23 protein-coding genes are annotated in these 25,132 nt (G+C 59.7%); all 23 read right to left on the bottom strand.

Features of this window, described 5'->3' with window-relative positions:
• Window positions 1–9: 9 nt before the first annotated feature.
• Window positions 10–468, bottom strand: coding sequence for a flagellar motor switch protein FliN (gene fliN / locus V7773_RS06520; RefSeq protein WP_003199107.1), 459 nt, complete (start codon window positions 466–468; stop codon window positions 10–12).
• Between the two features lie 72 nt (window positions 469–540).
• Complete coding sequence (fliM, locus tag V7773_RS06515; RefSeq protein ID WP_003184019.1) at window positions 541–1,509, bottom strand: flagellar motor switch protein FliM; 969 nt, start codon at window positions 1,507–1,509, stop codon at window positions 541–543.
• Between the two features lie 9 nt (window positions 1,510–1,518).
• Window positions 1,519–2,022, bottom strand: coding sequence for a flagellar basal body-associated protein FliL (gene fliL / locus V7773_RS06510; protein WP_060738644.1), 504 nt, complete (start codon window positions 2,020–2,022; stop codon window positions 1,519–1,521).
• Window positions 2,023–2,251: 229 nt separating this feature from the next.
• Entirely contained in the window at window positions 2,252–3,628 is a 1,377-nt protein-coding gene (locus V7773_RS06505; protein WP_336072725.1) for a flagellar hook-length control protein FliK, read from the bottom strand.
• An 88-nt stretch (window positions 3,629–3,716) separates the two neighbouring features.
• Window positions 3,717–4,061 carry an Hpt domain-containing protein gene (locus tag V7773_RS06500; RefSeq protein ID WP_063322400.1) on the bottom strand — a complete coding sequence of 115 codons (345 nt, stop codon included), beginning with the start codon at window positions 4,059–4,061 and terminating at the stop codon, window positions 3,717–3,719.
• Between the two features lie 31 nt (window positions 4,062–4,092).
• Window positions 4,093–5,799 (bottom strand): ATP-binding SpoIIE family protein phosphatase, encoded by a 1,707-nt coding sequence (locus V7773_RS06495; protein ID WP_072341619.1) that lies wholly within the window; start codon window positions 5,797–5,799, stop codon window positions 4,093–4,095.
• 5 nt (window positions 5,800–5,804) lie between these two features.
• On the bottom strand, window positions 5,805–6,110 hold the full coding sequence (locus tag V7773_RS06490) for an STAS domain-containing protein (RefSeq protein ID WP_336072722.1): 306 nt from the start codon (window positions 6,108–6,110) through the stop codon (window positions 5,805–5,807).
• A gap of 102 nt (window positions 6,111–6,212) precedes the next feature.
• Window positions 6,213–6,662 carry a flagellar export protein FliJ gene (gene fliJ, locus V7773_RS06485; RefSeq protein ID WP_003199091.1) on the bottom strand — a complete coding sequence of 150 codons (450 nt, stop codon included), beginning with the start codon at window positions 6,660–6,662 and terminating at the stop codon, window positions 6,213–6,215.
• A gap of 6 nt (window positions 6,663–6,668) precedes the next feature.
• Complete coding sequence (fliI, locus tag V7773_RS06480; RefSeq protein WP_063322402.1) at window positions 6,669–8,027, bottom strand: flagellar protein export ATPase FliI; 1,359 nt, start codon at window positions 8,025–8,027, stop codon at window positions 6,669–6,671.
• The gene (fliH, locus tag V7773_RS06475) at window positions 8,017–8,862 is read right to left on the bottom strand and encodes a flagellar assembly protein FliH (RefSeq protein ID WP_336072721.1); all 846 of its coding nucleotides are present in this window, start codon (window positions 8,860–8,862) and stop codon (window positions 8,017–8,019) included. The genes fliI and fliH overlap by 11 nt, the downstream gene beginning before the upstream one ends.
• A gap of 7 nt (window positions 8,863–8,869) precedes the next feature.
• The gene (fliG, locus tag V7773_RS06470) at window positions 8,870–9,889 is read right to left on the bottom strand and encodes a flagellar motor switch protein FliG (RefSeq protein WP_003199086.1); all 1,020 of its coding nucleotides are present in this window, start codon (window positions 9,887–9,889) and stop codon (window positions 8,870–8,872) included.
• Complete coding sequence (gene fliF, locus V7773_RS06465; RefSeq protein WP_336072719.1) at window positions 9,882–11,666, bottom strand: flagellar basal-body MS-ring/collar protein FliF; 1,785 nt, start codon at window positions 11,664–11,666, stop codon at window positions 9,882–9,884. Before fliF ends, fliG begins: the two co-directional genes overlap by 8 nt.
• Window positions 11,667–11,681: 15 nt before the next feature.
• Window positions 11,682–12,008: a flagellar hook-basal body complex protein FliE gene (gene fliE, locus V7773_RS06460; protein WP_003199082.1), complete on the bottom strand. Its 327-nt coding sequence runs from the start codon at window positions 12,006–12,008 to the stop codon at window positions 11,682–11,684.
• Between the two features lie 200 nt (window positions 12,009–12,208).
• On the bottom strand, window positions 12,209–13,603 hold the full coding sequence (fleR, locus tag V7773_RS06455; RefSeq protein WP_092222861.1) for a sigma-54-dependent response regulator transcription factor FleR: 1,395 nt from the start codon (window positions 13,601–13,603) through the stop codon (window positions 12,209–12,211).
• A 5-nt stretch (window positions 13,604–13,608) separates the two neighbouring features.
• The gene (locus tag V7773_RS06450; RefSeq protein WP_442963443.1) at window positions 13,609–14,817 is read right to left on the bottom strand and encodes a sensor histidine kinase; all 1,209 of its coding nucleotides are present in this window, start codon (window positions 14,815–14,817) and stop codon (window positions 13,609–13,611) included.
• A gap of 110 nt (window positions 14,818–14,927) precedes the next feature.
• Complete coding sequence (locus V7773_RS06445; protein ID WP_003199076.1) at window positions 14,928–16,403, bottom strand: sigma-54 dependent transcriptional regulator; 1,476 nt, start codon at window positions 16,401–16,403, stop codon at window positions 14,928–14,930.
• Window positions 16,404–16,572: 169 nt separating this feature from the next.
• Window positions 16,573–16,869, bottom strand: a complete 297-nt coding sequence (locus V7773_RS06440) for a flagellar protein FliT (protein ID WP_072341599.1) — start codon at window positions 16,867–16,869, stop codon at window positions 16,573–16,575.
• Between the two features lie 11 nt (window positions 16,870–16,880).
• Complete coding sequence (gene fliS / locus V7773_RS06435; protein WP_336072718.1) at window positions 16,881–17,276, bottom strand: flagellar export chaperone FliS; 396 nt, start codon at window positions 17,274–17,276, stop codon at window positions 16,881–16,883.
• Window positions 17,277–17,407: 131 nt separating this feature from the next.
• The gene (fliD, locus tag V7773_RS06430) at window positions 17,408–18,838 is read right to left on the bottom strand and encodes a flagellar filament capping protein FliD (protein WP_336072717.1); all 1,431 of its coding nucleotides are present in this window, start codon (window positions 18,836–18,838) and stop codon (window positions 17,408–17,410) included.
• Between the two features lie 82 nt (window positions 18,839–18,920).
• Entirely contained in the window at window positions 18,921–19,286 is a 366-nt protein-coding gene (locus V7773_RS06425) for a flagellar protein FlaG (RefSeq protein ID WP_072341590.1), read from the bottom strand.
• Between the two features lie 72 nt (window positions 19,287–19,358).
• Complete coding sequence (locus tag V7773_RS06420; protein WP_072341585.1) at window positions 19,359–20,207, bottom strand: flagellin domain-containing protein; 849 nt, start codon at window positions 20,205–20,207, stop codon at window positions 19,359–19,361.
• Window positions 20,208–20,483: 276 nt separating this feature from the next.
• Entirely contained in the window at window positions 20,484–21,410 is a 927-nt protein-coding gene (locus V7773_RS06415) for a ketoacyl-ACP synthase III (RefSeq protein ID WP_072341701.1), read from the bottom strand.
• A gap of 233 nt (window positions 21,411–21,643) precedes the next feature.
• Window positions 21,644–25,132: a glycosyltransferase gene (locus tag V7773_RS06410; protein WP_336072715.1), complete on the bottom strand. Its 3,489-nt coding sequence runs from the start codon at window positions 25,130–25,132 to the stop codon at window positions 21,644–21,646.

The raw sequence follows: 25,132 nt of genomic DNA, 5'->3' as shown, positions 1-25,132 counted from the left end.
ACCTTTCACTCAGCGCAACTTCTTGATGCGTTCGCTCGGGCTGATCACGTCCGTCAGGCGAATGCCGAACTTCTCATTGACCACCACCACTTCGCCATGGGCGATCAAGGTGCCGTTGACCAGTACGTCGAGCGGCTCGCCGGCCAGGCGGTCCAGTTCGATCACCGAACCCTGGTTGAGCTGCAGCAGGTTGCGGATGTTGATGTCGGTGCTGCCCACTTCCATGGAGATCGACACCGGGATATCGAGGATCACATCCAGGTTCGGACCATCGAGCGTCACCGGCTCATGACTCTTCGGCACGCTGCCAAATTCTTCCATCTGCAGGCGACTGGACGCATGGGCGCCAGTGTCGGCGGCCAGCAAGGCGTCGATGTCGGCTTGCCCGGCATCGCCGGTTTCTTCCAGGGCCGCGGCCCATTCATCGGCCAGCGCCTGGTCATCCTGGGTATTCATATCGTCAGCCATCACGTGTCCTCGGCGGGCAAAAATTCAGTTAGAAGCAAAAAACCATTACAAACTTAAGGCGTTCGACACCGCTCAGCGGCGTTCGATCGGCTCGATCACCTGCAACGCCAGGTTGCCTTTGTGAGAGCCCATCTTGACCTTGAAGGCCGGCACGCCATTGGCGCGCATGATCATGTCTTCCGGCATCTCGACAGGGATGATGTCCCCCGGCTGCATGTGCAGGATGTCCCGCAGGCGCAGTTGCCGGCGAGCGACCGTCGCACCGATCGGCACGTCGACATCCAGCACGTCCTGGCGCAAGGCATTGATCCAGCGCTCGTCCTGATCGTCGAGGTCCGACTGGAAACCGGCGTCGAGCATTTCACGCACCGGCTCGATCATCGAGTACGGCATGGTCACGTGCAGATCGCCGCCACCGCCATCGAGTTCGATGTGGAAGGTCGAGACCACAATGGCCTCGCTCGGGCCGACAATGTTGGCCATGGCCGGGTTCACTTCCGAGTTGATGTACTCGAAGTTCACTTCCATGATCGCCTGCCAGGCTTCCTTCAGGTCGACGAAGGCCTGCTCCAGCACCATGCGCACCACCCGCAACTCGGTTGGGGTGAATTCCCGACCTTCGATCTTGGCGTGACGGCCGTCACCACCGAAGAAGTTGTCCACCAGCTTGAACACCAACTTGGCGTCAAGGATGAACAACGCGGTGCCGCGCAACGGCTTGATCTTCACCAGGTTGAGGCTGGTGGGCACGTACAGCGAGTGCACGTACTCGCCGAACTTCATCACCTGCACGCCACCGACGGCCACATCGGCCGAACGGCGCAGCATGTTGAACATGCTGATGCGGGTGTAGCGGGCGAAACGTTCGTTGATCATTTCCAGGGTCGGCATGCGTCCGCGAACGATGCGGTCCTGGCTGGTCAGGTCGTAGCTTTTGACGCTGCCCGGTTCAGCAGCGTTTTCGGTCTGTACCAGACCGTCGTCGACACCATGCAACAGCGCATCGATTTCGTCCTGGGACAGCAGGTCCTGCACGGCCATGTCGTGTTCCTACTGCAATACGAAGTTAGTGAAGAGCAACTGTTCGATCACCACTTTGCCAAGCTCTTTCTGAGCGACTTCCTGCACGCTGGCCGTGGCTTTCTGACGCAACATTTCCTGGCCGACGGGCGTGGCCAAGGTGTCGAAACTCTGTCCGGAAAAGAGCATCACCAGGTTATTGCGGATCAGTGGCATGTGTACCCGCAGCGCTTCCAGGTCAGCCTGGTTGCGACCTTGCAGAGTAATGCTGACCTGCATGTAGCGTTGACGACCGTTCACGGTGTAGTTGGCCACGAAAGCGGGCGCCATCGGTTCGAAAATCGCCGGCTGCTTGCCCACCGGCGCAGCCTCGACCGCCACTGCCGGCTTGCTCTGAGCGCTGTGCATGAAATACCAGGTCGCCCCCACGGACACGCCGATCGCCAGGAGCAAACCCACCACGATCATGATGATCAGCTTGAGTTTGCCTTTGGTTGCAGGGTCTTTTACAGCTGCTGCTTCACTCTTCGCCATGCCAATAATCCGTCACTAATCGGGGTTTTCACTGTTGCACGGCAAGGCTGGAGCAAGTGTTATGCCAGAAGTGACAAGAGAGAAGATGGCGGGCCGGATGCAATCTTTGATCGCCCTGAAACCAATGTGGGAGCGAGCGTACTCGCGATAGCGAAGGATCAGTTACCCGCAAGGTGACTGACAAGCCGCTATCGCGAGCACGCTCGCTCCCACTGAGGGGTGTGTGACATCAGGCGTAGTAGTCGACCGCACTGGAGCCAATGACGCTGGTGGTACTGGCCGCCACTTCCGCAACGCTGGCCGGCAGGTGTTCATCCGCTGAGTCCACTCGCCCACCGGACGACGTCGTGCGCCCGGCCTGGGCTTGCTGCTGGGCCTGCTGCCCCTGGTTCTGCGAGCCTCGGGATTGATCGGACACGCTGACATCGACCTGGCCCATGCCCTGCTGAGCGAAACTGTCCCGCAGGCGATGCATCTGCCCCTCGAGAGCTTCGCGAACGCCGGAATGGGCACTCATGAACGTGACCTGGGTCTGCTGGTCCGGAACCATGTTCACCCGGATATCCAGGCGTCCAAGTTCGGCGGGTTGCAGTTGGATGTCGGCCGCCTTGAGATTGACGCTGGACAGGTACATCACCCGGTTGACCACCTCTTCGGTCCAACCGCTCTGATTCATCGCGATAGGTTGATTGACCGGCACCGCGTTGGCGGTCTTGGGCGTAGCAGCCTGGGTCAGTGCGGCCAGGCGGTTGGCGAAATCGTCCACGCGAGTATCACTGGAAGCGGCGCTCAGGTCCTTAAGGCCTTCGCTGATCAAGCCGCCGAATGCCTTGTCACCGCCCTGCTGGCTACCGGACTCGGTACTGTTCTGGTCGGCCTGCACCGTGAGCATGCTCGCCATGCCTGCGGCGAAGGTCTGCGCCGAAGTCGGCTCACCGTCGAGCGACGCCGAGGCAGCAGTCTTGGATTGCGCCTGGCTGGAGGCGGAAACATGACCGCCCTGTTCCATCGCCAACCGCAAGGCGGGCAATGCGTCGAGCGGGTCGGCTTCAGGGTCAAAGGCTGGGTCGACCTCCGGGACCACCGCAGCCTGGGCTGGCGCCACCAGCGGGGCAAGCGGTGCCGCGACGGCTGTGGTGACCTGAGTCTCGGGCGTGGCCACAGGCGCAGGTTCCGGCGCGATTGTCGCCACCGGCACCGTCACGTCGGGTAGCAATCCTGGATCAAGGCTCGGATCGACGGGTGCAGCCTCCGCCACTGGCGTCTCAGCCGAGTCGGCGTTGTCGTCACTGGCAGTCTCGTCGTCGGCGCTAACCGGTTTTTCCGCGGGCAAGGGTTTGCCGCTATCGGCAACTGTCGGTTCCGAGGTGGCAGGGGTTTGGTTGCCGGTGTCTTTTTTGACGGTGTTACTGGAAGCGTTGTCGCGCGCCGATTTCACTGGTGGCTCAGGGGCCGCCGCAGCCTTGTCAGGCGCCTGCTTGGCGAAGACTTGAGCGAAGCTGGAGGCTCTATCCCCGAGATCCGGGGCCGCTGCCGGTGAATTGACGGCGGCCTTGGGCTTGGCCTGGACAGAGGCCTGAAGCAGTGTATTGGGGGTAACGGGCATAAAAAGGTCTCCGCTGCACTGGAATCATAGGTACAGTCGAGACTAGGCAATGCAAGGCACGGGCCAACGTCTGCCCGACCGTCAAATCTCAGCAGTGAAAGCCTTCGCGCTCTTCCCTGCAAAGCTTGCGAACATAAGCAAATTCGCTGTCGATTTCGTTGACCAGTTTCTCGATACCGCCCAATGACGGCTGCTTGGCACGTTGTTCCAGTTCGCCACACAGCTCGGCCAGGCGGATAGCGCCCATGTTGCTGCTGCTGCCCTTGAAGCTGTGGGCCGTGGCGCTCAGTTTTTCAGCGTCCCGTGCCTCATGCAGCACGCGCAAGCGAGCCTCCGAGTCATTGAGAAACGTATCCAGCAACTCCAGATACCCCTCCTCCATGACTTCCTTCAGCGTGCTGAGGACGTCGCGGTCCAGATGAATCTCGTTCACTTGTTCGCTCCCTGATCAAGAATGGCGCCGATTATGCCGGAGCCTCCCAGAAAAACTCCACGCGGGCACTACGACCATCGTCTGACCAACTGGCTTGGTGGCTCAACTGGCGTACCAGGCTCACGCCGCGCCCCGACAACCGATCAGTGTCCACAGGGCGCGCCAGCACCCTGGCGACGTCAAAACCCTCGCCACTGTCCTCGACCTCTATGGCCAGGCGACCACCCTCGCCGCTTGGCGAGACATGCAAGTGCACCCGCACATAGCCGTCGCTCAGCTCATCCAGGCGCGTATTGCGCTCTCTGTAATAGCGGGCAAAACCCACCGCGTCACGCTTGAGGCTGGAGTCGAGCCCCAGCACCCCATGATCCAGGGCATTGGAATACAGCTCCGACATGACGCTGTAAAGGGCGCCACTTTGCACCCTGAGCCCATGGACCTCAAGTAACAACTGCAGCAAATAGGGCATCGGATTGAAGCGCTTGAGCGTTTGCGCCCGGAATTCGAAGCTCACCGACCAATCCAGAGGGCTGGACTGGCCGCTATCGGAATAGACCGGTGGCGGCGGATTGAGTTGCGTCGGGGCGACCAGTCGCAACTCGACCATGCTGAAGTCATCCCGCGACTCACCGCGAAAATCTCGCAAGGCCTGCTGGATATCTTCAAACAGCAGGTCGGGTTCACGGTTGGCGGCAAATACCTGTTGCAGCCGTTCAACGCCAAACAGTTGCTCGTCTTCGTCAGTGGTATCGATCACGCCATCGGACAACAGGAACACCCGGTCACCCAGCGACATGGTATGCACTTCGGTGCGGTCATCGAATAATTGAGGGGTGAGCACGCCCAATGGCAGGTGACGCGCCGGCAATGGCGTACGCACGCCGCTGAGGCTGTCATGCAGGTATCCATCGGGCATGCCGCCGTTCCAGATCTCTACCGTGCAACGCTGGAAGCTCAGGCATAACAACGTCGCGCAACAGAACATGTCCACGGGCAGGATGCGTTTGAGCTTGGCATTCATCTCTCGCAGGATCTGCGCCAAGCCATAGCCTTTGGCGGTCATCCCGTAGAACACTTCCGCCAGCGGCATCGCGCCGACCGCCGCCGGCAAACCGTGGCCGGTGAAATCCCCCAGCAGGACGTGCATGTCGCCGGCCGGATTGAACGCTGCCAACAGCAGGTCACCGTTGAACAAGGCATATGGCGATTGCAAGTAACGGATGTTCGGCGCGCTCAGGCAGCCGGAGTGGGCGATCTTGTCGAACACGGCCTTGGCGACCCGTTGCTCGTTGAGCAAGTAGTCATGGTGCCGGGCAATCTGGTCGCGCTGCTCCACCACCGTGGCCTGCAACCGACGCAAACGGTCCATGGCCTTGATCTTGGCCGCCAGGATCACTTGGTTGTAGGGTTTGGCCAGGAAATCGTCGCCGCCCGCCTCCAGGCAACGGGCCAGGGCTTCGCTCTCGGTCAACGAGGTGAGGAAAATGATCGGGACCAACTGGTCCCCGGCCAACTGCTTGATTTTCTGCGCGGCTTCGAAGCCGTCCATTACCGGCATCATTGCGTCCATCAGCACCAGGTGCGGACGCTTTTCCAGATAGACCTCGACCGCTTCGGCGCCATCGGCCGCAGTGAGCACATGATGCCCCTGGCGGCGGACGATGGTCGACAACAGCAGTCGATCAGCGGCACTGTCTTCGGCAATCAGGACCGTCAGTGGCTCCGACGACGATTGCATGGCGATCAACTGATGTCGAACAGCTTGTCAAAATTGGAGATCGCAAGGATTTTCTTGACGTCGCTGCTGCTGTTGACGACCCGGATGTCCGACTCGTCGCCACCGGCATGATCACGTAACAGCAAGAGCATGCCCAAGGCGGAACTGTCGAGATAGGTGGCCTTCTTCAAATCCACCACAATGGACTCGGGCTTGTTAATGAGTCTCTCGTAAGACTCGCGAAACTCCTGGTGCCGTCCGAAATCGAATCGACCTTCGATCGAAATCGTCAATTTCTTCCCATCTTGGGATACTTCTGTAACGACTGACATGTTCAGCTTCCCTGTCATGGACATACGTGTACAAGGTGTAGCATCAGGTAGAGGTCTGAGCAAGGTTTTGCCTCGATCATCCGACAAAATCCTGGCTTCTCATCAATAGGGATTCTGACGCGGCAGGCGCTGGGACAATTCATCCAGCAGTTTCTGTTCGCGCTTGTCTTCCAGTTGCCGCGCCTCATCAATATAGCGCTGCACCAGTTTGCGCAACCCTTCGACCCGGGCAAACGCCTCTTGCCAGCTCTGACGGGCCTTTTCCAGGTTGTTCTGGTGCCAGACCAGGCTTTGACGCTGTTGGTCGATAGCGGTACCCAACTGCGCGAGGAATCCTTGGTAACCCAACAACCACTGCCCGGAAACCCCATGGGCGCCACGGGCGATCCACTGTTCCTGGTATTCGAGTCGAAAGTTTTCGAGGTCAGCCAGCTTGCTTTCGGCGACTTTGACCTGGCCCTGGAAATAGGCCAGTCGCTGGACGGCGGTCTTCTCGGCCTTTTCGGCCATGTCCACCACTGGCGCCAGGCGTGCCGCACGACTCGTGGCCATGGCCGGTTACGTGCCTGAGACCGGGGCGAAAATAGTCTGCAAGTGCGCTTCGCTGGCGCCCATGCCGATGTTGTCGTTCAGGCTCTGGCGCAGATAAACGGCCATGGACGGGTAAAGACTGATGGCGGTGTCGGTCTCGCGATCACCGCCGGGGACATAGGCGCCGACGCTGATCAGGTCGCGGCTTTGCTGGTAGCGCGACCAGTACTGCTTGAACTGCTGGGCCCGCTTCATGTGTTCGGCACTGATCACCGACGGCATGACCCGACTGATGGACGCCTCGATGTCGATGGCCGGGTAATGCCCTTCTTCGGCCAGGCGCCTGGACAGCACGATGTGCCCGTCGAGTACGCCCCGGGCCGAGTCGGCGATGGGGTCCTGCTGGTCGTCGCCTTCGGACAGCACGGTATAGAACGCGGTGATGGAACCGCCGCCCTTTTCCGCATTGCCTGCGCGTTCCACCAGTTTCGGCAGCTTGGCGAATACCGAAGGCGGATAACCCTTGGTGGCCGGCGGCTCGCCGATGGCCAAGGCGATTTCCCGCTGAGCCTGGGCGAAACGGGTCAGAGAATCCATCAGCAACAGGACGTTCTTGCCTTTGTCGCGGAAGTACTCGGCAATGCGCGTGCAGTACATGGCTGCCCGCAGGCGCATCAATGGCGCATCGTCCGCTGGCGAAGCCACCACCACCGAACGCTTGAGCCCTTCCTCGCCAAGAATGTGCTCGATGAATTCCTTCACCTCACGACCCCGCTCGCCGATCAGTCCCACCACGATGATGTCGGCCTCGGTGAAACGGGTCATCATGCCCAGCAGCACACTCTTGCCCACCCCGGTACCGGCAAACAGGCCCAGGCGCTGGCCGCGCCCGACCGTCAATAAACCGTTGATGCAGCGGATACCCACGTCCAGCGGTACGCTGATGGGGTCGCGCTTGAGGGGGTTGATCGTCGGGCCGTCCATCGGCACCCAATCTTCGGCCTTCATGCCGCCCTTGCCATCCAGGGCGCGCCCGGCCCCGTCCAGCACGCGCCCGAGCATGCTCATGCCCATGGGCAGGCGACCGTTATCGGCCAGGGGTACCACGCGCGCACCGGGCGCGATACCGGCGACACTGCCCACCGGCATCAAGAAGACCTTGCTGCCGGAAAACCCCATGACTTCGGCTTCGACCTGCACCGGGTGGTAGCTGTCGTCGTTGATCACCATGCAACGGCTGCCCATGGCGGCACGCAGGCCCTCGGCTTCGAGGGTCAAGCCGACCATGCGCAGCAGGCGACCTTCCAGGATCGGTTGGCCGGCCAGCTCACTGGCCTCGGCGTAGCTGCCCAGGCGCTTGCCGAAGCTGGTTCGCTCAAGGCGCATCGCGGCTGTCCAGTGCAGAAGCGTCCAATTCAGGTACATCCAAGCCAGCATCGACCGGCGCGGCATCAGCGCTGATCAGGGGTTCGTCCGGCAGTTCCAGGCTCAGGTCGGGAGCGGCTGGATGCAGGGCCTGTTCGTGCAACTGGTCGAACAATTTGGCCATGATCTGGCTGATGCGAGTTTCAACGGTTGCGTCGATGCGGCTGTGTTCGGTTTCCACACGGCAACCGCCGGGCAGCAGCGAAGCGTCCTCGACGATACGCCAGGTTTCTTCATGGCGTTCGCGCAGGGCCTTGACCAGCTCGAAGTCCTGGGGATTGATGTACAGCCGCACATTGCCCACGCCCAATGGCAACAACTTGAGCGCTTCGCGCATGACATGTTCGATCTGGGTCGAATCGATGGCCAGTTCACGCTGGATGACTTGCCGGGCAATGTGTTGCACCAGCCCGACCAGGGATTTCTCGATCTGGGTGTCCTGCTCGGCGATGGGGTCGAACAGGTTGAGCATCAGCGATTCCAGCGCACGGAGCTTGGCCGTCAGCGCCACGTCGGCTTCCTGGCGGACCTTGAGCGTGGTGCTGTGGAAGCCTTCCTTTTCACCCACGGCAAAGCCTTCGTTGTAGGCCTCCTGGCGAATGCTCTCGACTTCCTCGAGGGTCAGTGGCTGGACTTCTTCCAGCGGCACTTCCTCCGGTTCCGGCAGCTCTTCCACCGGTTCCGGCTCAGGCTCGGGAACATGGGGGTCGAAGCTGGGCAGCGACCAGACGTCGAAACCACCGACGTCACGGGCGCGGATCAGGTCGCTGGGTGCTTCATCACTCTTGGCAGACATAACGACCTTAGATCATCTCTTCGCCGCCCTTGCCACCGAGAACGATCTCCCCGGCTTCGGCCATGCGGCGGGCGATGGTGAGGATTTCCTTCTGTGCGGTTTCCACGTCGCTGACGCGTACCGGGCCCTTGGCCTCGAGATCGTCGCGCAACAGTTCGGCCGCCCGCTTGGACATGTTCTTGAAGATCTTTTCCTTGACGCCTTCGTCCGAGCCCTTGAGGGCCAGTACCAGCACGTCGGACGACACTTCGCGCAACAGCGCCTGGATGCCACGATCGTCGACATCGGACAGGTTGTTGAACACGAACATGAGGTCTTCGATCTGACCGGACAGGTCTTCGTCGAACTCGCGGATCGAGTCCATCAACTGACCTTCGATCGAACTGTCGAGGAAGTTCATGATGTCCGCCGCGCGCTTGATGCCGCCCAGGGTGGTGCGCGAGGCATTGGAGTTGCCCGAGAACTGCTTCTCGAGAATCTGGTTCAATTCTTTCAGGGCCGCCGGCTGCACGGTGTTGAGCGAAGACACCCGCAGGATGATGTCCAGGCGCACCTTGTGGTCGAAATTGCCCAGCACTTCACCGGCCTGGTCCGGGTCGAGGTAAGCCACCACGATCGCCTGGATCTGCGGGTGCTCGTAACGGATCACGTCGGCAACCGCCCGCGGCTCCATCCACTTGAGGCTGTCCAGGCCGCTGGTGTTGCCGCCCAGCAGGATCCGGTCGATCAGGCCGTTGGCCTTGTCCTCACCCAGCGCCTGGGTGAGCATCTTGCGCACGTAGTCGTCGGAACCGACGCCCAGGCTGGTCTGATCGCCGACGATGTCGACGAACTCACTCATCACCTGCTCGACCTGCTCACGGTGCACGTTACCCATCTGCGCCATGGCCACGCCCACCCGCTGGACCTCCTTGGGCCCCATGTGGCGCAGCACCTGGGCAGCGTCGGTCGAACCCAGGGACAGCAGCAGGATCGCGGCTTTGTCGACCCGGGACAATTTGGCAACAGCGGCTCGATTATCACTCATCTGCGTTAATCCACTCTTTCACGACCTGGGCCACACGACCCGGATCTTCTGCCACCAGACTCTTGATAGCGTTCAACTGAGCGTCATAGCCTTCGCTCGGGCTTGGCAGCAGAATGCTCTGCGGCCCGCCGAGGCTGACGCGATCGTTGGCCAATTCGCCATCCAGGCCGCCCATGCCTCCCAGCTCGACATCACCGAAGCCTGCCAACTGCTTGCTCTTGCCGCCACCGGTGATGTTGTTGAGCACCGGACGCAGCACGCCAAACACCAGCACCAGGATAAACAGCACACCCAGTACTTGCTTGACCACATCCCAGAACCAGGGTTGCGAATAAAACGGAATATCGGCGACCACTTCACCGCGCTCCAGGGAGAACGGCACGTTGATCACGCTGACGCTGTCGCCGCGGCTGGCGTCGAAACCGACGGCGTCCTGCACCAGGCGAGTAAAGCGCGCCAATTCGTCGGCGCTCCATGGCGCACGACTGGTTTCGCCGTTGGCCGCGTTGACCTTGACCTGATCGTCCACCACCACGGCGACCGACAGGCGATTCAAGCGGCCCTGCTGTTGCTTGGTGTGGCTGATGGAACGGTCGAGTTCGAAGTTCTTGGTCGACTGCTGACGCTTGTCGGCCGGATACGGCGCCAGCATCGGCTGGCCGGTGGCCGGGTCCATGATCTGCTGGCCATTGGCATCGATCAGCGGCTGCCCAGGCTGGACCATGCCGGCGGCCGCGGTGGCGCCACCGGTGGTCTGCGGCGCGCTGGCCGGCGATGGCGGCTGGTTGCTCAGGGCACCCGGTACGCCTTGCGGGCCATTGCTGGCGGTACGCTGTTCATTCACCGACTGTTCGCTGCGCAACGCCGGTTGGTCCGGGTTGAACTGCTCGGAAGTGGACTCGACGGCGCTGAAATCCACATCGGCCGACACTTCGGCTTTGTAGCGATCGTTACCCAGGATCGGTTGCAGGATGTTGTGCACCCGCTGGGTCAGCATGCCTTCCATGCGGCGGCTGTAATCGAATTGCTTGCCAGCCATGGTCAGTTCGGAGTTTTCCGCCTGATCGGACAACAGGTTGCCTTTCTGGTCGACCACGGTGATCTGCGATTTGCTCAGTTCGGGTACGCTGGTCGCCACCAGATTGACGATGGCCACGACCTGGCCTGGCTCCAGGGAACGGCCCGAATACAGCTCGACCAATACCGAAGCGCTGGGCTTGCGCTCATCGCGCACGAACACCGAGCTTTTAGGGATCGCCAGGTGCACACGGGCACCCTTGACGTTGTTCAGGCTGGAAATGGTCCGCGCCAGCTCACCTTCCAGGCCGCGACGATAACGGGTCGCTTCCATGAATTGGCTGGTTCCCAGGCCCTGGTCCTTGTCCAGGATCTCGAAACCGATGTTGCCATCGGTAGGCGTCACGCCAGCGGCGGCGAGCTTGAGGCGCGCACGGGCAACGTCATCAGCCTTGACCAGCAACGCGCCGGAATTGGGTTCGACGGTGTAAGGAATGTCGGCGGAAGCCAGGGTTTCCATGACTTGCTTGGCGTCCATGCCCGCCAAGCTGCCATATAGCGGCCGGTAGTCCGGCTGCTGGGACCACAGCACCACGGCAAAACCAATCGCCACGCTGGCAGCCAGGCCGACCAACAGGCCCACCTGACGCAGCATGGTCATCTCGGAGAGATTTTCCAGGAAGGACAGACCGAACAGCGGCGGTTTGCCGTCTACCGGAGTGGCCTTGGCCGGAACGTTATCAACGGCTGCTTCTGCCATGACTCAATAATTTCCTTAAACCGGCATCTGCATGATGTCTTGGTAGGCTTGAACCAGCTTGTTACGAACCTGGGTCAACGCCTGAAACGAGACACTGGCTTTCTGCGAGGAGATCATTACGTCCGTCAGGTCGACGCCACTTTTGCCAATCTCGAAAGCACTGGCCAACTGGTTCGATGCCTGCTGGGTATCGTTCACTTTATTGACGGCCTGACCGAGCATGTCGGAAAAGCTGCTGCCACCCACCTGGGGGACCGCGACCGATTTAGGCTGGGCCATGGCGTCCATTTGCATGGCCCGCATGTCCAGCATCAACCGATTAAATTCAATACCTTGGCTCATGGTCTACTCTCTCTGGCGGCCCGCATTTTTTTGACACTTACTCAGCGGGTATTCAGGTATTAGCAACAAGGGTGCCAGCTCCATGGCGATGGAAAACAAATGCGCGCACTGCCTCATTGTGGGAGCGAACTTGCCCATCACATCACTGACCCGCCGCTATCGCGAGCAAGCTCGCTCCCACAGCGGGGTCTTATGCTTATTCAACTGGCGAACAGATAAGCCTCGACATCCATGCCGGCGTCGCGCATTTGCGCCAGCTTGTAGCGAAGGGTGCGCGGGCTGATCCCCAGGCGTTCGGCCGCCTCCTTGCGACGACCGCGTTCGGCGCGCAGGGTGTCGATGATCATCTGGAACTCGCGACGACGCAGGTCGTCTCCCAAGGCGCCGGCCGACTCGCCTTCCACTTCCACCGAGGGGGCAAAGGCCGCTGCTGGCACCGGCGACAGCGCAGGCAACGGTGCGCAGGCCACCGGCCCCGCCAGGCAGAAATCCTCCGGCTGGATCAAGCCACCCTGCTGCAGGATCAAGGCCCGCTGGATGGCGTTATCGAGCTCTCGGACATTACCCGGCCACGGGTAGGCAACCAGACAAGCCCGGGCTTCGGCTGAAAGCCGGGCCGCCGCGTGCTTCATTTTATTGACGTGCTTGTTCAGCAACCGCTCGGCCAGCGGCAGGATATCGGCGGTGCGCTCGCGCAACGGACGCCAAGCCAGCGGGAATACCGACAAGCGGTAATAGAGGTCCTCACGAAACCGTCCCGCCGCCACTTCGCTGGCCAGATCGCGGTTGGTGGTTGCCACCACGCGGATATCCAGGCTGATGGGCTTGCGCGCGCCGACCCGCTCCACTTCCCGCTCCTGCAATACCCGCAACAGCTTGGCTTGCAAGCCCATCGGCATTTCGGAAATTTCATCGAGCAGGATCGTGCCACCGTCGGCCTGCTCGAACTTGCCGGCCTGGGCCGCGATGGCGCCGGTGAACGAGCCCTTTTCGTGGCCGAACAACGTCGCCTCGAGCATGTTGTCGGGAATCGCCGCGCAATTGATGGCAATGAACGGTTCGCTGGCGCGCCGGGACTGCTGGTGGATATAGCGCGCCAGCACTTCCTTGCCCGTACCGGACTCGCCGGAAATCAACACGGTTGAATCGCTGCGCGCCACCCGCGCGGCCAATTCCAGCAGTTGCGCACTGGCCGGTTCGATGGCCACCGGGCCTTCGCCCTCGACCGCGAGGCTGCCCAAGGCATGGCGTGCGACCAGGTCCAGCAGTGCTTTTGGCTCGAACGGCTTGACCAGGTAATCCGCGGCGCCCTGGCGCATGGCGTCCACCGCGCGCTCGACGGCGCCGTGAGCGGTCATCAGCAAGACGGGCAATTGCGGCTGACGGGCACGTAACAGGCCGAGCAATTGATGGCCGTCCATGCCCGGCATATTGACGTCACTGACCACCAGGCTGAACGCTTCGCGGCCCACCGCCAGCAGCGCCTCTTCCGCCGAACCGACGGCGGCGTAGTCGTGCCCGGCCAGCACCAGGGTATCGGCCAGCGCCTCGCGCAGGGCCCGGTCATCCTCAACCAGTAACACCTTGATCGCCATTGCTTTCACTCCACCTCTGGCGCATTGGAAAACAGCGGCAAGCACACCGTCGCACAGGTGCCACGGCCCAGCCGCGAGCGCAGTTGCAATTCTCCCTGATGGGCACGGGCCACGGCCTTGACCACGGTCAGGCCCAGGCCGGTGCCAGTGGTCTTGGTGGTAAAGAACGGCTCGCCCAGGCGCGCCAGCACGGCCGGCTCGATACCGCTGCCGTTGTCGCTGACACACAGGCGCAAGGTGTTGTCCCGTGTGTACAAGTGCACTTTCAGCCGGACGTCGCCACCGCTGGCCTGGATCGCGTTTTCGATGAGGTTCAACACCGCGCCCACCAACGTGTCGCGGTTGCACAACACTTCGCCGACGTGACTGTCGCACTGCCAGCGGATCGGCAGCTCCTGTACATGGGTCAACGCCGCGGCCTGCAGCGATTGCAACAAGGCCTTGGGGGTGACACGGTCGGTCAACGGCAGCTCGCCGCGAGCGAATACCAGCATGTCCCGCACCTGGTGCTCCAGTTCGTGCAGGCGCTCTTTCAAGCGTCCAGCGAAGCGTTGCTGGGTTTCCATCGGCAATTGCTGTTCAGTCAGATGACTGGCATAGAGCAGCGCGGCAGAAAGCGGCGTACGAATCTGATGGGCCAGCGAGGCCACCATCCGCCCCAGGGAAGACAAGCGCTCGTGGCGAGCCAACTGGTCTTGCAAGTGCCGGGTTTCAGTCAAGTCATTGAGCAGCACCAACTGCCCCGGCTCGGCGTCCAGCGAGCGCGTCGAGATGGACAGGCGCCGACCATCCTTGAGGGACACTTCATGGCCATCGTCGTCCCGGGGCGCAAAGCAACGGGCAATGACGTGCCGCCACAGCTCGCCTTCCAGGGGCAGGCCGAGCAACTCGCAGGCCGCCGGGTTGGCTTCGCGCACACGGCCGTGGGCGTCGATGACGATCACGCCACCGGGCAACAGGTCGAGGAGATTTTGCAGACGATTGGCCAGGCGCTCCTTTTCCGCCAGCTCCTGCATGCGCTGGGCGCTGACCACGGCCAGCTCGCCCTTGAGCTCGGTGACCCGGGCTTCAAGCAGGCTGTAGGAATCCGTCAGTTGGCTGGACATCTGGCTGAACAGCGAAAATGCCTGCTCAAGTCCAAGCCGGCTTGCCTGCTCGGCGGAGGGCATGTGTCCCGGCTCGGGGACAGGAGACATCTGGGCGACTTGGGTCATCGTGCTCTCTCGCTTGGCTGACCGTCAGTTAAACGGAACGTTGCGAGGGCTATAGCAATACCCGTGCCGAAAAAAAACCGCCTGAAAATCAGGCGGTTGGAAAACAGGCGTCAATCATCCGCCTGTTCATCTCCTTCGCGACGGCTCATGCCGTACTTGCGCATCTTCTCCACCAGGGTGGTGCGACGGATGCGCAGGCGTTCTGCGGCGCGGGCCACGATGCCGTTGGCATCGTCCAGCGCCTGCTGGATCAGCCCTTGTTCAAGGCCTCCCAGGTAATCCTTGAGATCCAGGCCTTCGGGCGGCAGCAAGGCATTGGCGGTAAAGTCCGGCGTGTGACCGTTGATGGCCACCCGCTCCTCCAGGTCGCTGCGCAGGCTGTCGACCATTTGCTCGTCTTCGTCGTCGACGTAGCGGAATTTCTTCGGCAGTTCGTTCACGCCGATCACCCCGTACGGGTGCATGATCGCCATGCGCTCCACCAAATTGGCCAGCTCGCGGACGTTGCCCGGCCAACCATGGCGACAGAGGGACATGATCGCCGCCGAGTTGAAGCGGATCGAACCGCGTTTCTCGTGCTCCATGCGCGAGATCAGTTCGTTCATCAGCAACGGGATGTCTTCGACCCGCTCACGCAGCGGCGCCATTTCGATCGGGAAAACGTTGAGACGGTAATAGAGGTCTTCGCGGAAACTGCCAACCTCGATCATGCTCTCGAGGTTCTTGTGCGTAGCGGCAATGATGCGCACATCAACGCTCTGGGTCTTGTTGCTGCCCACGCGCTCGAAGGTGCGCTCCTGCAGGACTCGCAACAGCTTGACCTGCATCGGCAGCGGCATGTCGCCGATTTCATCGAGAAACAGCGTACCGCCGTTGGCCAGCTCGAAACGCCCGGCGCGGCTGGTGATCGCGCCGGTGAAGGCGCCTTTCTCATGGCCGAACAGTTCGCTTTCCAGCAACTCGGCCGGGATCGCGCCACAGTTGACTGGCACGAACGGCGCTTCGCGGCGCTTGGAGTGGTAATGCAGGTTGCGCGCGACCACTTCCTTGCCGGTGCCCGACTCGCCCAGGATCAGTACGCTGGCGTCGGTATCGGCGACCTGCTGCATCATCTGGCGCACGTGCTGGATCGCCCGGCTGGTGCCGACGAGGCTACGGAAGAGATTGGGTTCGCGATGCCTGCCACGCTCGCGGGCCTGGTCGTACATCTCGCGATAAACCTGCGCGCGATGCAGAGAATCCAGCAGCTTGCTGTAGCTGGGCGGCATTTCGAGCGTGGAAAGTACCCGGCGGCGCTGGTCTTCAGGCAAGTCAAGGGAAGAATTTTCGCCCATTAACAAAACCGGAAGGAACTCATCCCAGGTTGAGAGTGTCTTTAGCAAGCCCAAAAGCGTTGCGGGAGCATTTACGGTCCCGATAAGGACACAGATGACTTCACGACTGGACGACAATGAGCCGACAGCCTGCTGCCAGTCATGGCTTCCGCAGGGTAAATTTTCTTCACCAAGAAAATTTAGGATCACCGCCAAGTCGCGGCGGCGGACGCTATCGTCATCGATCAGGAGAATTTTGGTTTCACGCCACATGCAATAGCAACTTCCCTAGTCAACCCAATGCCCGAAATTAGGGGGCAAGCTAGACGCTTGCAGACTTGTCATGCCTGTAGACGCCTTAAATCTGTAAACAGCTACTAGTTAAGTCAAAAAACCGTGCACAGTCAAATTTATGGCGCAACGGGTTCGGATTAACTGAGCATTAACCGAACAGATGGTAAACCTTTGCGGCGTTCTGTGCTTGATGGATCTGTTGCATCTCGTCGACGATCGCCTGACGCTCTCCCGTCGCAGCCTCCAGCAATTGCCGATAGACCCCTAGCAATTCCTCAAGATTGATCCGCAACGCCGCCTCGTCCACCTGAGGCTCACCCAGGACGTCTTCCATGCAGGAACGGCAAGCCAGGTCCAATTGACCGATGGCTTCCCAGTTTCGCTCGGCCAAGGCATCGACCAGGGCATCACGGGTATGTTCGATTCGCTGCAGGACAAGACTCATGAGAGCACTCCTTAGAATTGCGGACCAGGCGCGGCAATGGCATCCCAGCCTTCCTTGACCGTGCGAAGCAGATCGGCGACTTCGTCGAGGAGCTTCACATCGGCCTTGACGTTGGCTTCGGCCAGACGTTTCATCATGTAGGTGTAGAGCGCATCCAGTTCGGCCACTGACTCGGCCTGGTTTTCCAGGTCCAGACCTTCACGCAAACCGCCGACGATGCCGATGGCCTTGCTGATCAACACGCCTCTGCTGGCGATATCGTTGCGCTCCATCGCACCCTTGGCCTGGGCGATACGATCCAGGCCACCTTCCATGAGCATCTGTACCAGACGATGGGGGCTTGCTTCGGAGGTTTGCGCCTGGGCGCCAATCTTCTGGTATTGGCGAAGGGCTAACATCGGATTCATGTTCTACCTCATCTGAAAACTTCGGTTCGTATAAACAGCGTATCGACGTCGCGTCAAAAAACTTTAGACCGAAAAGCCGAAAGCCCGGAGCGCTGTCAAAACGTTGCCGGGCTTTTTGCGTCGGTCGAAAATCAGCTGTTTTTCTGTTGTGCCGTCAATGCTTCGAACATCGAGGTGATGTTGCTAGCAGTCGCCTTCAGCTTGCCGACCAGGGTGTCCATGTCGTTGTACTTTTTGGTCAGCACGGCGGTGAGGGTCTCGACTCGGCGGTCCAGGGCCGCCTGATCGTTCGTCAGCCGGGTCTGGGTCTTGTTCAGCGCCGTGGTCCGCTGATCCAGGATACCGCCGGTCTGGGAGTAGGGTTCGATAGCCTTGCCCATACGCTCCAGCAGACCATTGGTACCGGTGAACAACGTCTGGACTTCACCGCTGAGCTTCTTGTCGTTCATCGCCGTGGTGAACTTGGTGGTATTGAAATCCAAGGCACCGGTCTTCTGGTTGGTGGTGATACCCAGTTGCGCCAGTACGGTGAGCTTGTCGCCAGAACCGGTCTCCGACAGCGGACCGCGAATCGACGCCAGCAGCGAACGAGGCAACGCGTCACCGGTCAACTTTGCCGGCACGGTAGGGTTACCGTCAGCATCGAGCGAAGGCTTGGTCAGCGCGGTGATACTGGTGGCAATGGCGTTATAGGCGTCGACGAATTTCTGGATGGACGCTTTCAGACCATCATTGTTCGGCGCGACGGTAATGGTTGAAGTAGCGCTCGCTCCCCCGCTAAGCAAATTCAACGTCAGTCCGGAAATAGCCGTGCTTACGGTATTGCTTTTGCTGGTCAGCGCCATGCCGTCGATGGAGAACGCGGCATCCTGCGCCACAGCACCAATCGCGCCCGCCGAAGTTGCTGTCAGCGCAGCGCCGCCAGCACCCACGACGTTCGTCCCGTCTATCTCAAGTCCGGCTATGCCGCTGACTGAGATGTCGGATCCAGCCCCCGTAGTCGTCGAACCTAACACCAAGCGCGAACCAAAGGAGTCGGTCACGATGTTGGCACTGAAACCCGCCGCCTTGAGGGACACGTCGGCGTTGATCGAGTCGCGAACCGATTGCAGGGTCGCGCCTGCCCCCACGTTGAGGTTGTAGTCGACGCCGTTCTGCTTGATGGTCAGCGTTCCGGTCGGGATGGCACTGCTGGCACCACCGGCAAAGGCCGCTGTGGTGACCTTGGAAGCCGTTGCAATTTTATCGACCTTGATTGAATAGGTACCACCCACCGCAGAGTTGCTGGCGGTAGCCGTCAGGACACCAGGGGCGGAAGATGTCGCGGCAAAACCCGAGAATTGCGGGTTCGTGGTACTGGCCAAGTCCTTCATGGCGGTATTGAAGGCCGCCAACAATGACTTCAGGGTTCCGACCCCGGAGATACTGTTGGTAGTCGTCGTCGTCGCTCGGGTGATCTGACCTTGCTTGGCGGCCTTGTCGGAATCGACCAGCGCCTTGACGATCGCGGTGGTATCAAGGCCAGAGCCTAGACCCAAGCCAGGTAGAATTGGACTTGCCATGTGGGACTCCCTTCAGTGTGTCGCCGGCCTTTTGACCTTTACAACGCCCAAAAGAACATAACAACAAAATTCGTGCCGGTTGTCAGGCTTCGGCGCTGAACAACAAGCTGTTTGCATCATTCAAACTGTTGGCCAGTTTCAGAACTTCTTCGTTCGGGATCTGGCGAATCACTTCACCGGAACCACTGGCAATCACTTTGACCACTACTTTGCCTGAAGGCTCATCAATAGAGAACTCCAGGTTGCGCTTGACCGACTGAACAAACTTCTCGATTTCCTGAACGGCCTTCTTGAGTTTGTCCTGCTCGGCGGCAGCGTCTTTAGGCGCTTGCTTGACCGGGGTTACGGTAGCAACCTCGGCTTGAGGCTTCTCCACGGGCTTGTCGACCACTGCAGGCACCGGCTTCGCCGCTGGATAAGACAAGTTCAGCTTCACGCTCATATCCATGTCCATCACCTCTTGAACGGAAAAAGCGAGAGAGCACGCAAGCGCACTCCCCCGCTAAAACTCATCCGGCTATTACTGAAGCAGCTTCAGTACAGCGGATGGCAGTTGGTTGGCCTGGGCCAGAACCGAAGTAGACGCTTGCTGCAGAGTCTGCTGCTTGGTCAGTTGCGCAGTTTCAGCCGCGAAGTCAGTGTCTTGTACGCGACCCAGTGCAGCACTGGCGTTTTCGTTGATGTTCTGCAGGTTGGAGATGGTGCTGGAGAAACGGTTTTGTGCGGCACCGAGGTCGGCACGGGCAGTGTTGATGTCTTGCAGTGCCGAGTCGATCGCAGTGATGGCAGCCGAGAAGTTGGTTTCAGCAATGGCGCTGGTGGAGCCAGCGATGGTGATTGCCGAACCTACACCCATGGTGTCAGCGTCGAAGCTGGCGCTCAGGGTCAGCGTGATCTGGTTGGAGGCACCAGCGTTGGAGCCGACCTGGAAGGTCATGGTGCTGGCGGTACCGTCAAGCAGGTTCTTGCCGTTCAAGTTGGTGCTGTTGGCAATACGGGTCAGCTCGGCGCTCATCTGCGAGAACTCTTTGTTCAGAGCGTCACGATCGGTTGCGCTGTTGCTGTCGTTGCGAGACTGAACAGCCAGTTCACGCATACGTTGCAGGATGTTGGTTTGCTCCTGCATCGCGCCTTCAGCGGTCTGCGCCATGGAGATACCGTCGTTGGCGTTCTTGATCGCCATGGTCTGACCGCGGATTTGCGAGGTCATGCGGGTAGCGATCTGCAGGCCGGCGGCGTCGTCTTTGGCGCTGTTGATTTTCAGGCCGGAAGACAGACGGGTCATCGAAGTGGACAGAGCATCGGAAGCCTTGTTCAGGTTCTTCTGAACGTTCAACGATGTGACGTTAGTGTTTACTGTTAAAGCCATGACGAATTCCTCGTTGGTTGGGTACTGCGGCTTCCGGCCCTGGCAACCGCCGGGTGTGGCCTAGAGAACCTTCGTAATAGTTATCGTCGGGTTGGGAACTTGCTTGAGGGCTTTTTTCAAAAAATTTGCTAGCAGACTGCCACCCCTTGTGAAACAAGGGGTTAGCGTTGGGCAAAGGCCCGAAAAATGGCGTCAAGAAACCGCAGAACAAAACCGCAGGCAAAAAAATAGCGCCACAGGCTGACCTGAAGCGCTAATAGGGAAGGAGGTAATCAATCAATCACGATAAAGAATCGCCGATCCCCAGGACAGGCCTACACCGAAACCGCTAATTGCCACGCGCTTCCATTCGGCGTCCAGGACGTGCTTTTCCAACAGCAGCGGAATGCTCGACGACACGGTATTACCGGTCTCGACCATGTCCTTGATGAATTTCTCAGGATCTCCCTCGAAACGCCGCGCCACGGCATCGACAATCGCCGCACTGCCCTGGTGGATGCAAAACGCATCAATATCGCTCGCCTGCAGTGAGGACTCATTCAGCAGTTCGTGCAAATGAGCCGGCACTTTCAGCAAGGCAAAATTGAACACCTGGCGACCGTTCATGAAAAACACACCGTCGCTGACCTTAAGGTGCGGCGCGCCGGACCCGTCGGTGCCAAATTTGGATTTGCCCAACTGCCAGCTGGCACCCTCCGCCATCCAGGTGGCCGTGGCCGCATCGCCAAACAACATGGTGGTGTTGCGATCTTCAGGGTCGACAATTTTCGAATACGGGTCGGCGGTGACCAGCAATCCGTTCTTCAGCCCTGCAGCCTCCATGAAGCCTTTCAGAGCATATATGCCGTACACGTAGCCCGAGCAGCCGAGCGATATATCGAACGCCGCCACATGGGTCGGCAGCCCGAGCTTGTCCTGCACGATGGCGGCCGTGTGCGGCAACCCCTCTTCGTCACCGTTTTGGGTAACGACGATCAGTGCATCGATTGAATCGCGCGAAAGCTCCGGGTTGTTGGCGAACAACGCGTTCACTGCTTGTACACACAGATCCGAGGTTTCCTGGTCAGCGTCTTTGCGCGGCAAGAACGCCGAACCGATCTTTCCAAGGATGAACTCTTCATCCTTCTCGAATTTGGCACCCTGAGCGTAGTTATCCACACCAGCGGTCGGCACGTAACTCGCTATGCTTTTTATGCCAATCATCATGGCTTCCCGATCATAAATAGCTACTGAATATGTACCCCAGAAACGCGGAGGGGGTGCTTCCAACGATTGAACCGCGGCCCCGGACGCGAAGTTCGATGAACTGAACGCGCCTCCGGCCCGGAGAACACAATACATTGAAGATGCACTTTATGACCTATGCGTCACGCCGTTTTCTATAGGAAAACAATTTATCCTCGCGCGACCATGCAGCGAGGTGATGTTTTTCATATTCAATCGGGCAGCCAGATGTCGCGTGAAACCAACAACGCGGGGCCTGTCAGCGTCCAGTTGCGGCCCACACGTTCACGCAGGGCATCCCCAACCTGTGCTGCGGCATCAAGATCACTCAGAAAAGCCCGAATGCCATCCATCCACGCTTCGTAACTGTTGTTGACGCGCATGATTGGCAAGTCGATTCGATAAGCCTCGACGTCGCTGCAAATGACCGGATAGCCACACGCCCCATATTCCAATAATCGCAGGGGGGTCTTGAAGCGGCTGGCTGAGCTGTCACCCAGCGGCGCCAATGCCAGATCGAGATTCAGCGATGCCAACTTCTTCGGATAGGAGGCAATATCGACGTTGCCATGACACTCATGAACGAAGGGGCGTAGATGATCCGGACATGGGCCAAGCACCACCCATTGCACCTCGCCAGCAAGGTCTTTCACCACATTGGCAAGCATATCAAGCTCACTGGCGTCGCCGATGCCTCCGGCCCAACCGATTCGCGGCTGATCTGCGCAACGGCGCTGACTGTCCAAGCCGCCCCAGTCTCCCGGGGACAGATGGGGAGCAAAGACCCGGATATCGGAATGAAACCCTTTGAATGCCTGCGCCATTGCCTCGCTGTTCACCACCAGCCGATCCATATAGGACAGGCCCTGATATAACGTCGAGAGCGCCTGCTCGGACAACGATGGATATTCACTTGTATCGTAGATTTTGAAAGCCTTGGAAAAAGCCCCCATGCGCCGCATCGCCTCAAGGTTGCTATCGCTGACCGGCTGCGCCATCACAATGACATCTGCGGAGTAGCGCTCCAGTTCCACCATGGTAAGCAAGGCGGACGACAGGCGGCCGTCGATCAATCCGGCCTCATGCAGCGCGTTGAAGGACTGGATGACTCGACGCCCACCAGGGGCTCCTTGAGTGCCGGGATAAGCTAAAACAGTCGGCAGAGCCTTACAGGCTGCCAAGGGACGCCAGGACAGCTTCGAGTCCGCGAGCTTGAACGCCGCACCGGCCGCAAGCGAAAAATTGAGGTTATATGCCGGATCCCGAGCCAGTTGAGGCAACCATCGCTCATATAAACAGTATTGCTGCTCCGGCGAAGCCGCGGGACTTTCCGACTCGCTAACCAACAACTTCACTCGCGGCGTCCACACATTCAAATAACCGGTTTGCTGGGCCTTCAGGCAAAGATCCACATCCGCCCAAGGCGCAAGTTCTTCGTCAAAGCCCCCCAGCGCCAGGAAGAGCTCCTGACGCAGCATCAGGCACTGGCCACTCACAGCACTGTAGTTCTGATCCGCTTGTCCCCGGAGCATATAGCCTGCCGTATCGGCGCTCTGGCCTAGCAATGGTCTGCCCACGGTACCGCCCAGCCCCGTCAACAGCCCGGCATGACGCAGCTTACCGTCCGCATCAATCAACTTCGCCCCGACACACCCTACTTCTGGGCGCATGACATGGTTAAGCAATTGTTGCAGCCAGCCCTGCTCGATCACCCCGATGGCGCAGTCGAGGAACAAAAGCACATCGCCCCTTGCTCCACTGGCGGCCTGGTTGCGAATGGCTTCGACCGATGCGCTGGAAGAGAAACGCAGTACCTGGATATTGTCGACACCCAATTGCTCAATGCCCGACAACCAATCGCACAGGGTCGACTCTTCATTACCACGGTCCAGCAACAGTAATTCGTAGCGGCTGTACAGCGTCTGCCCCAACAGGCTATCGAGGCATCGCTGTGCGTGAGGTAACTGGCCATCGATCACAATCACGATACTGACCATTGGCGCATCGGCATGGTTGTAGTTCAGCTCGTAACAACCCGCCATTCTCGTATCAACCTGCGCCGCCGAGAACCCACGTACACGCAGGTGCTGCTCGATAAGCCCCCGCTCTTGGGGGTTATCCTGCAACGTCAGTAAATCGCTGATCACCAAGGGCTCGCTGATATGCCCCAACCCCTCGAGGCCGCCTGTTTCGATCAGGCGAAGAATGAACTCCAGCTCGAAGGCGTCTGGGTAATCGGTCACGAAACCGCCCATCCCCTGCCAGACATCCCGACGGAACAGCCAGTGCCCAACCATGGTGGCAGGCAGACTGAGCAGCAGGTCAAGATTGAAATCCGGACGCAGCATCAAGTCCAGGTTGCCGTTGGCATCGCGCATGACTTCGTCAGCATATACCGCCCGCAGTGCTGGCGCATTGATCAGGTCCAGAGCGGCGGTCAAGTAACCGCTGGACGTCAATTCATCCCCAGCCCTGAGTACCATGAACCAATCGGCACTCGACTCGAAAAGCCTTTGATTGATGAGTTCCAGACGTTGCCAGCCTGCGGCAATCTGGAACGCTTCGAGATTGACCTGGGGAGCGATGCTCGCCACATCAAGAAGCGCCAGCACAGTCACTCGAATCGAGGCGTAGCGGTCATCGAGGGCGTTTATACTGTCGAGCGTGCGAGCCAAGGCATGCGGCTCTCCCTTGCCATCAAGCACCAACACTTCGAATGTTGGCACGGTTTTGTCGCTCAAATACGCCTTGAGTACGTTTTCTTGGACATCGCTCAGCACTCGCGAAGCCAGCCACCGGCCGCCTTCACCACCCTTGCTTTGCTCTCGCAAGGTACGCACCGCTTGCTGGGTCACATCGACAAAGTGATCCAGCGAAGACCAGAATTTCGCCTGATGCTCAAGTTGAGCCTGACGCAACAAGGGCAAGGTTTGCCGGGCGCGTTCGATGGCCTCGGGAGTATTTCCCCAGGCCGTTCCGTAGTTCTTATTCTCGAACTCGGAAAGCTGCCCTTGTGCATATTTACCCGGCAACACAATACTGATACACCCACAAAGCGCCGCTTCAGCGGCCAACCCCGAGCGCTCGGCAAGATAAAAATACTCGCACTGCTGGAACAGATCGGCCAGCCCCTCCCAAGAATCTGGAAACTCAGGGGTTATCTCTATTGCATCCGGCGGCAATAGCCCAGGGTCGACTTTCGCCTGCGCGGCCCTCCCTTGGTAGTAACAGACTTTTCCCGGTATCCGTTTGGCAGGATTGGCCGGCGGGCAAAAGATACTCAGGTCAATCGCTGGCAGATGGAGGATATTGTCCTCCGGAGTCCCAGGCTGCAGCAGTCCTCGCGAATAGGCGAACAGCAGGTCATCCGGCTCATAGATACCACTGCCCCCCAGATACCCTGGCTGGTTCAGGAGATAACGTACAACGATCCCCGCCCCGAGTGGATTACCGTCGACGATCTCCGGATAAACCGCAATAGGCTCCAGGCCCTGGGACCGGTGCAAGGCGATGACATCATTGCTCAAGTAGGGCGTAATCAGATTCGGATTAAGCACCCGAGAGACGACATAGGCTTCATGGCCGGAACGGTTGAGTGCGTCGCACAGCATGTGCAGTACGCGAATGCCGGCGGAACTGCGGCGATAGTTCGGCGCATAAATGTAGTAAGGCTGTGGTCGCTTGGAAAACAGTTTGCGCAT

The sequence above is a fragment of the Pseudomonas sp. 3JA genome, assembly GCF_036961705.1.
GTDB classification, from domain to species: Bacteria; Pseudomonadota; Gammaproteobacteria; order Pseudomonadales; family Pseudomonadaceae; genus Aquipseudomonas; species Aquipseudomonas fluorescens_Q.
Note: the sequence above shows the minus strand (reverse complement) of the source record. Positions and strands in the feature narration are given on the sequence as shown.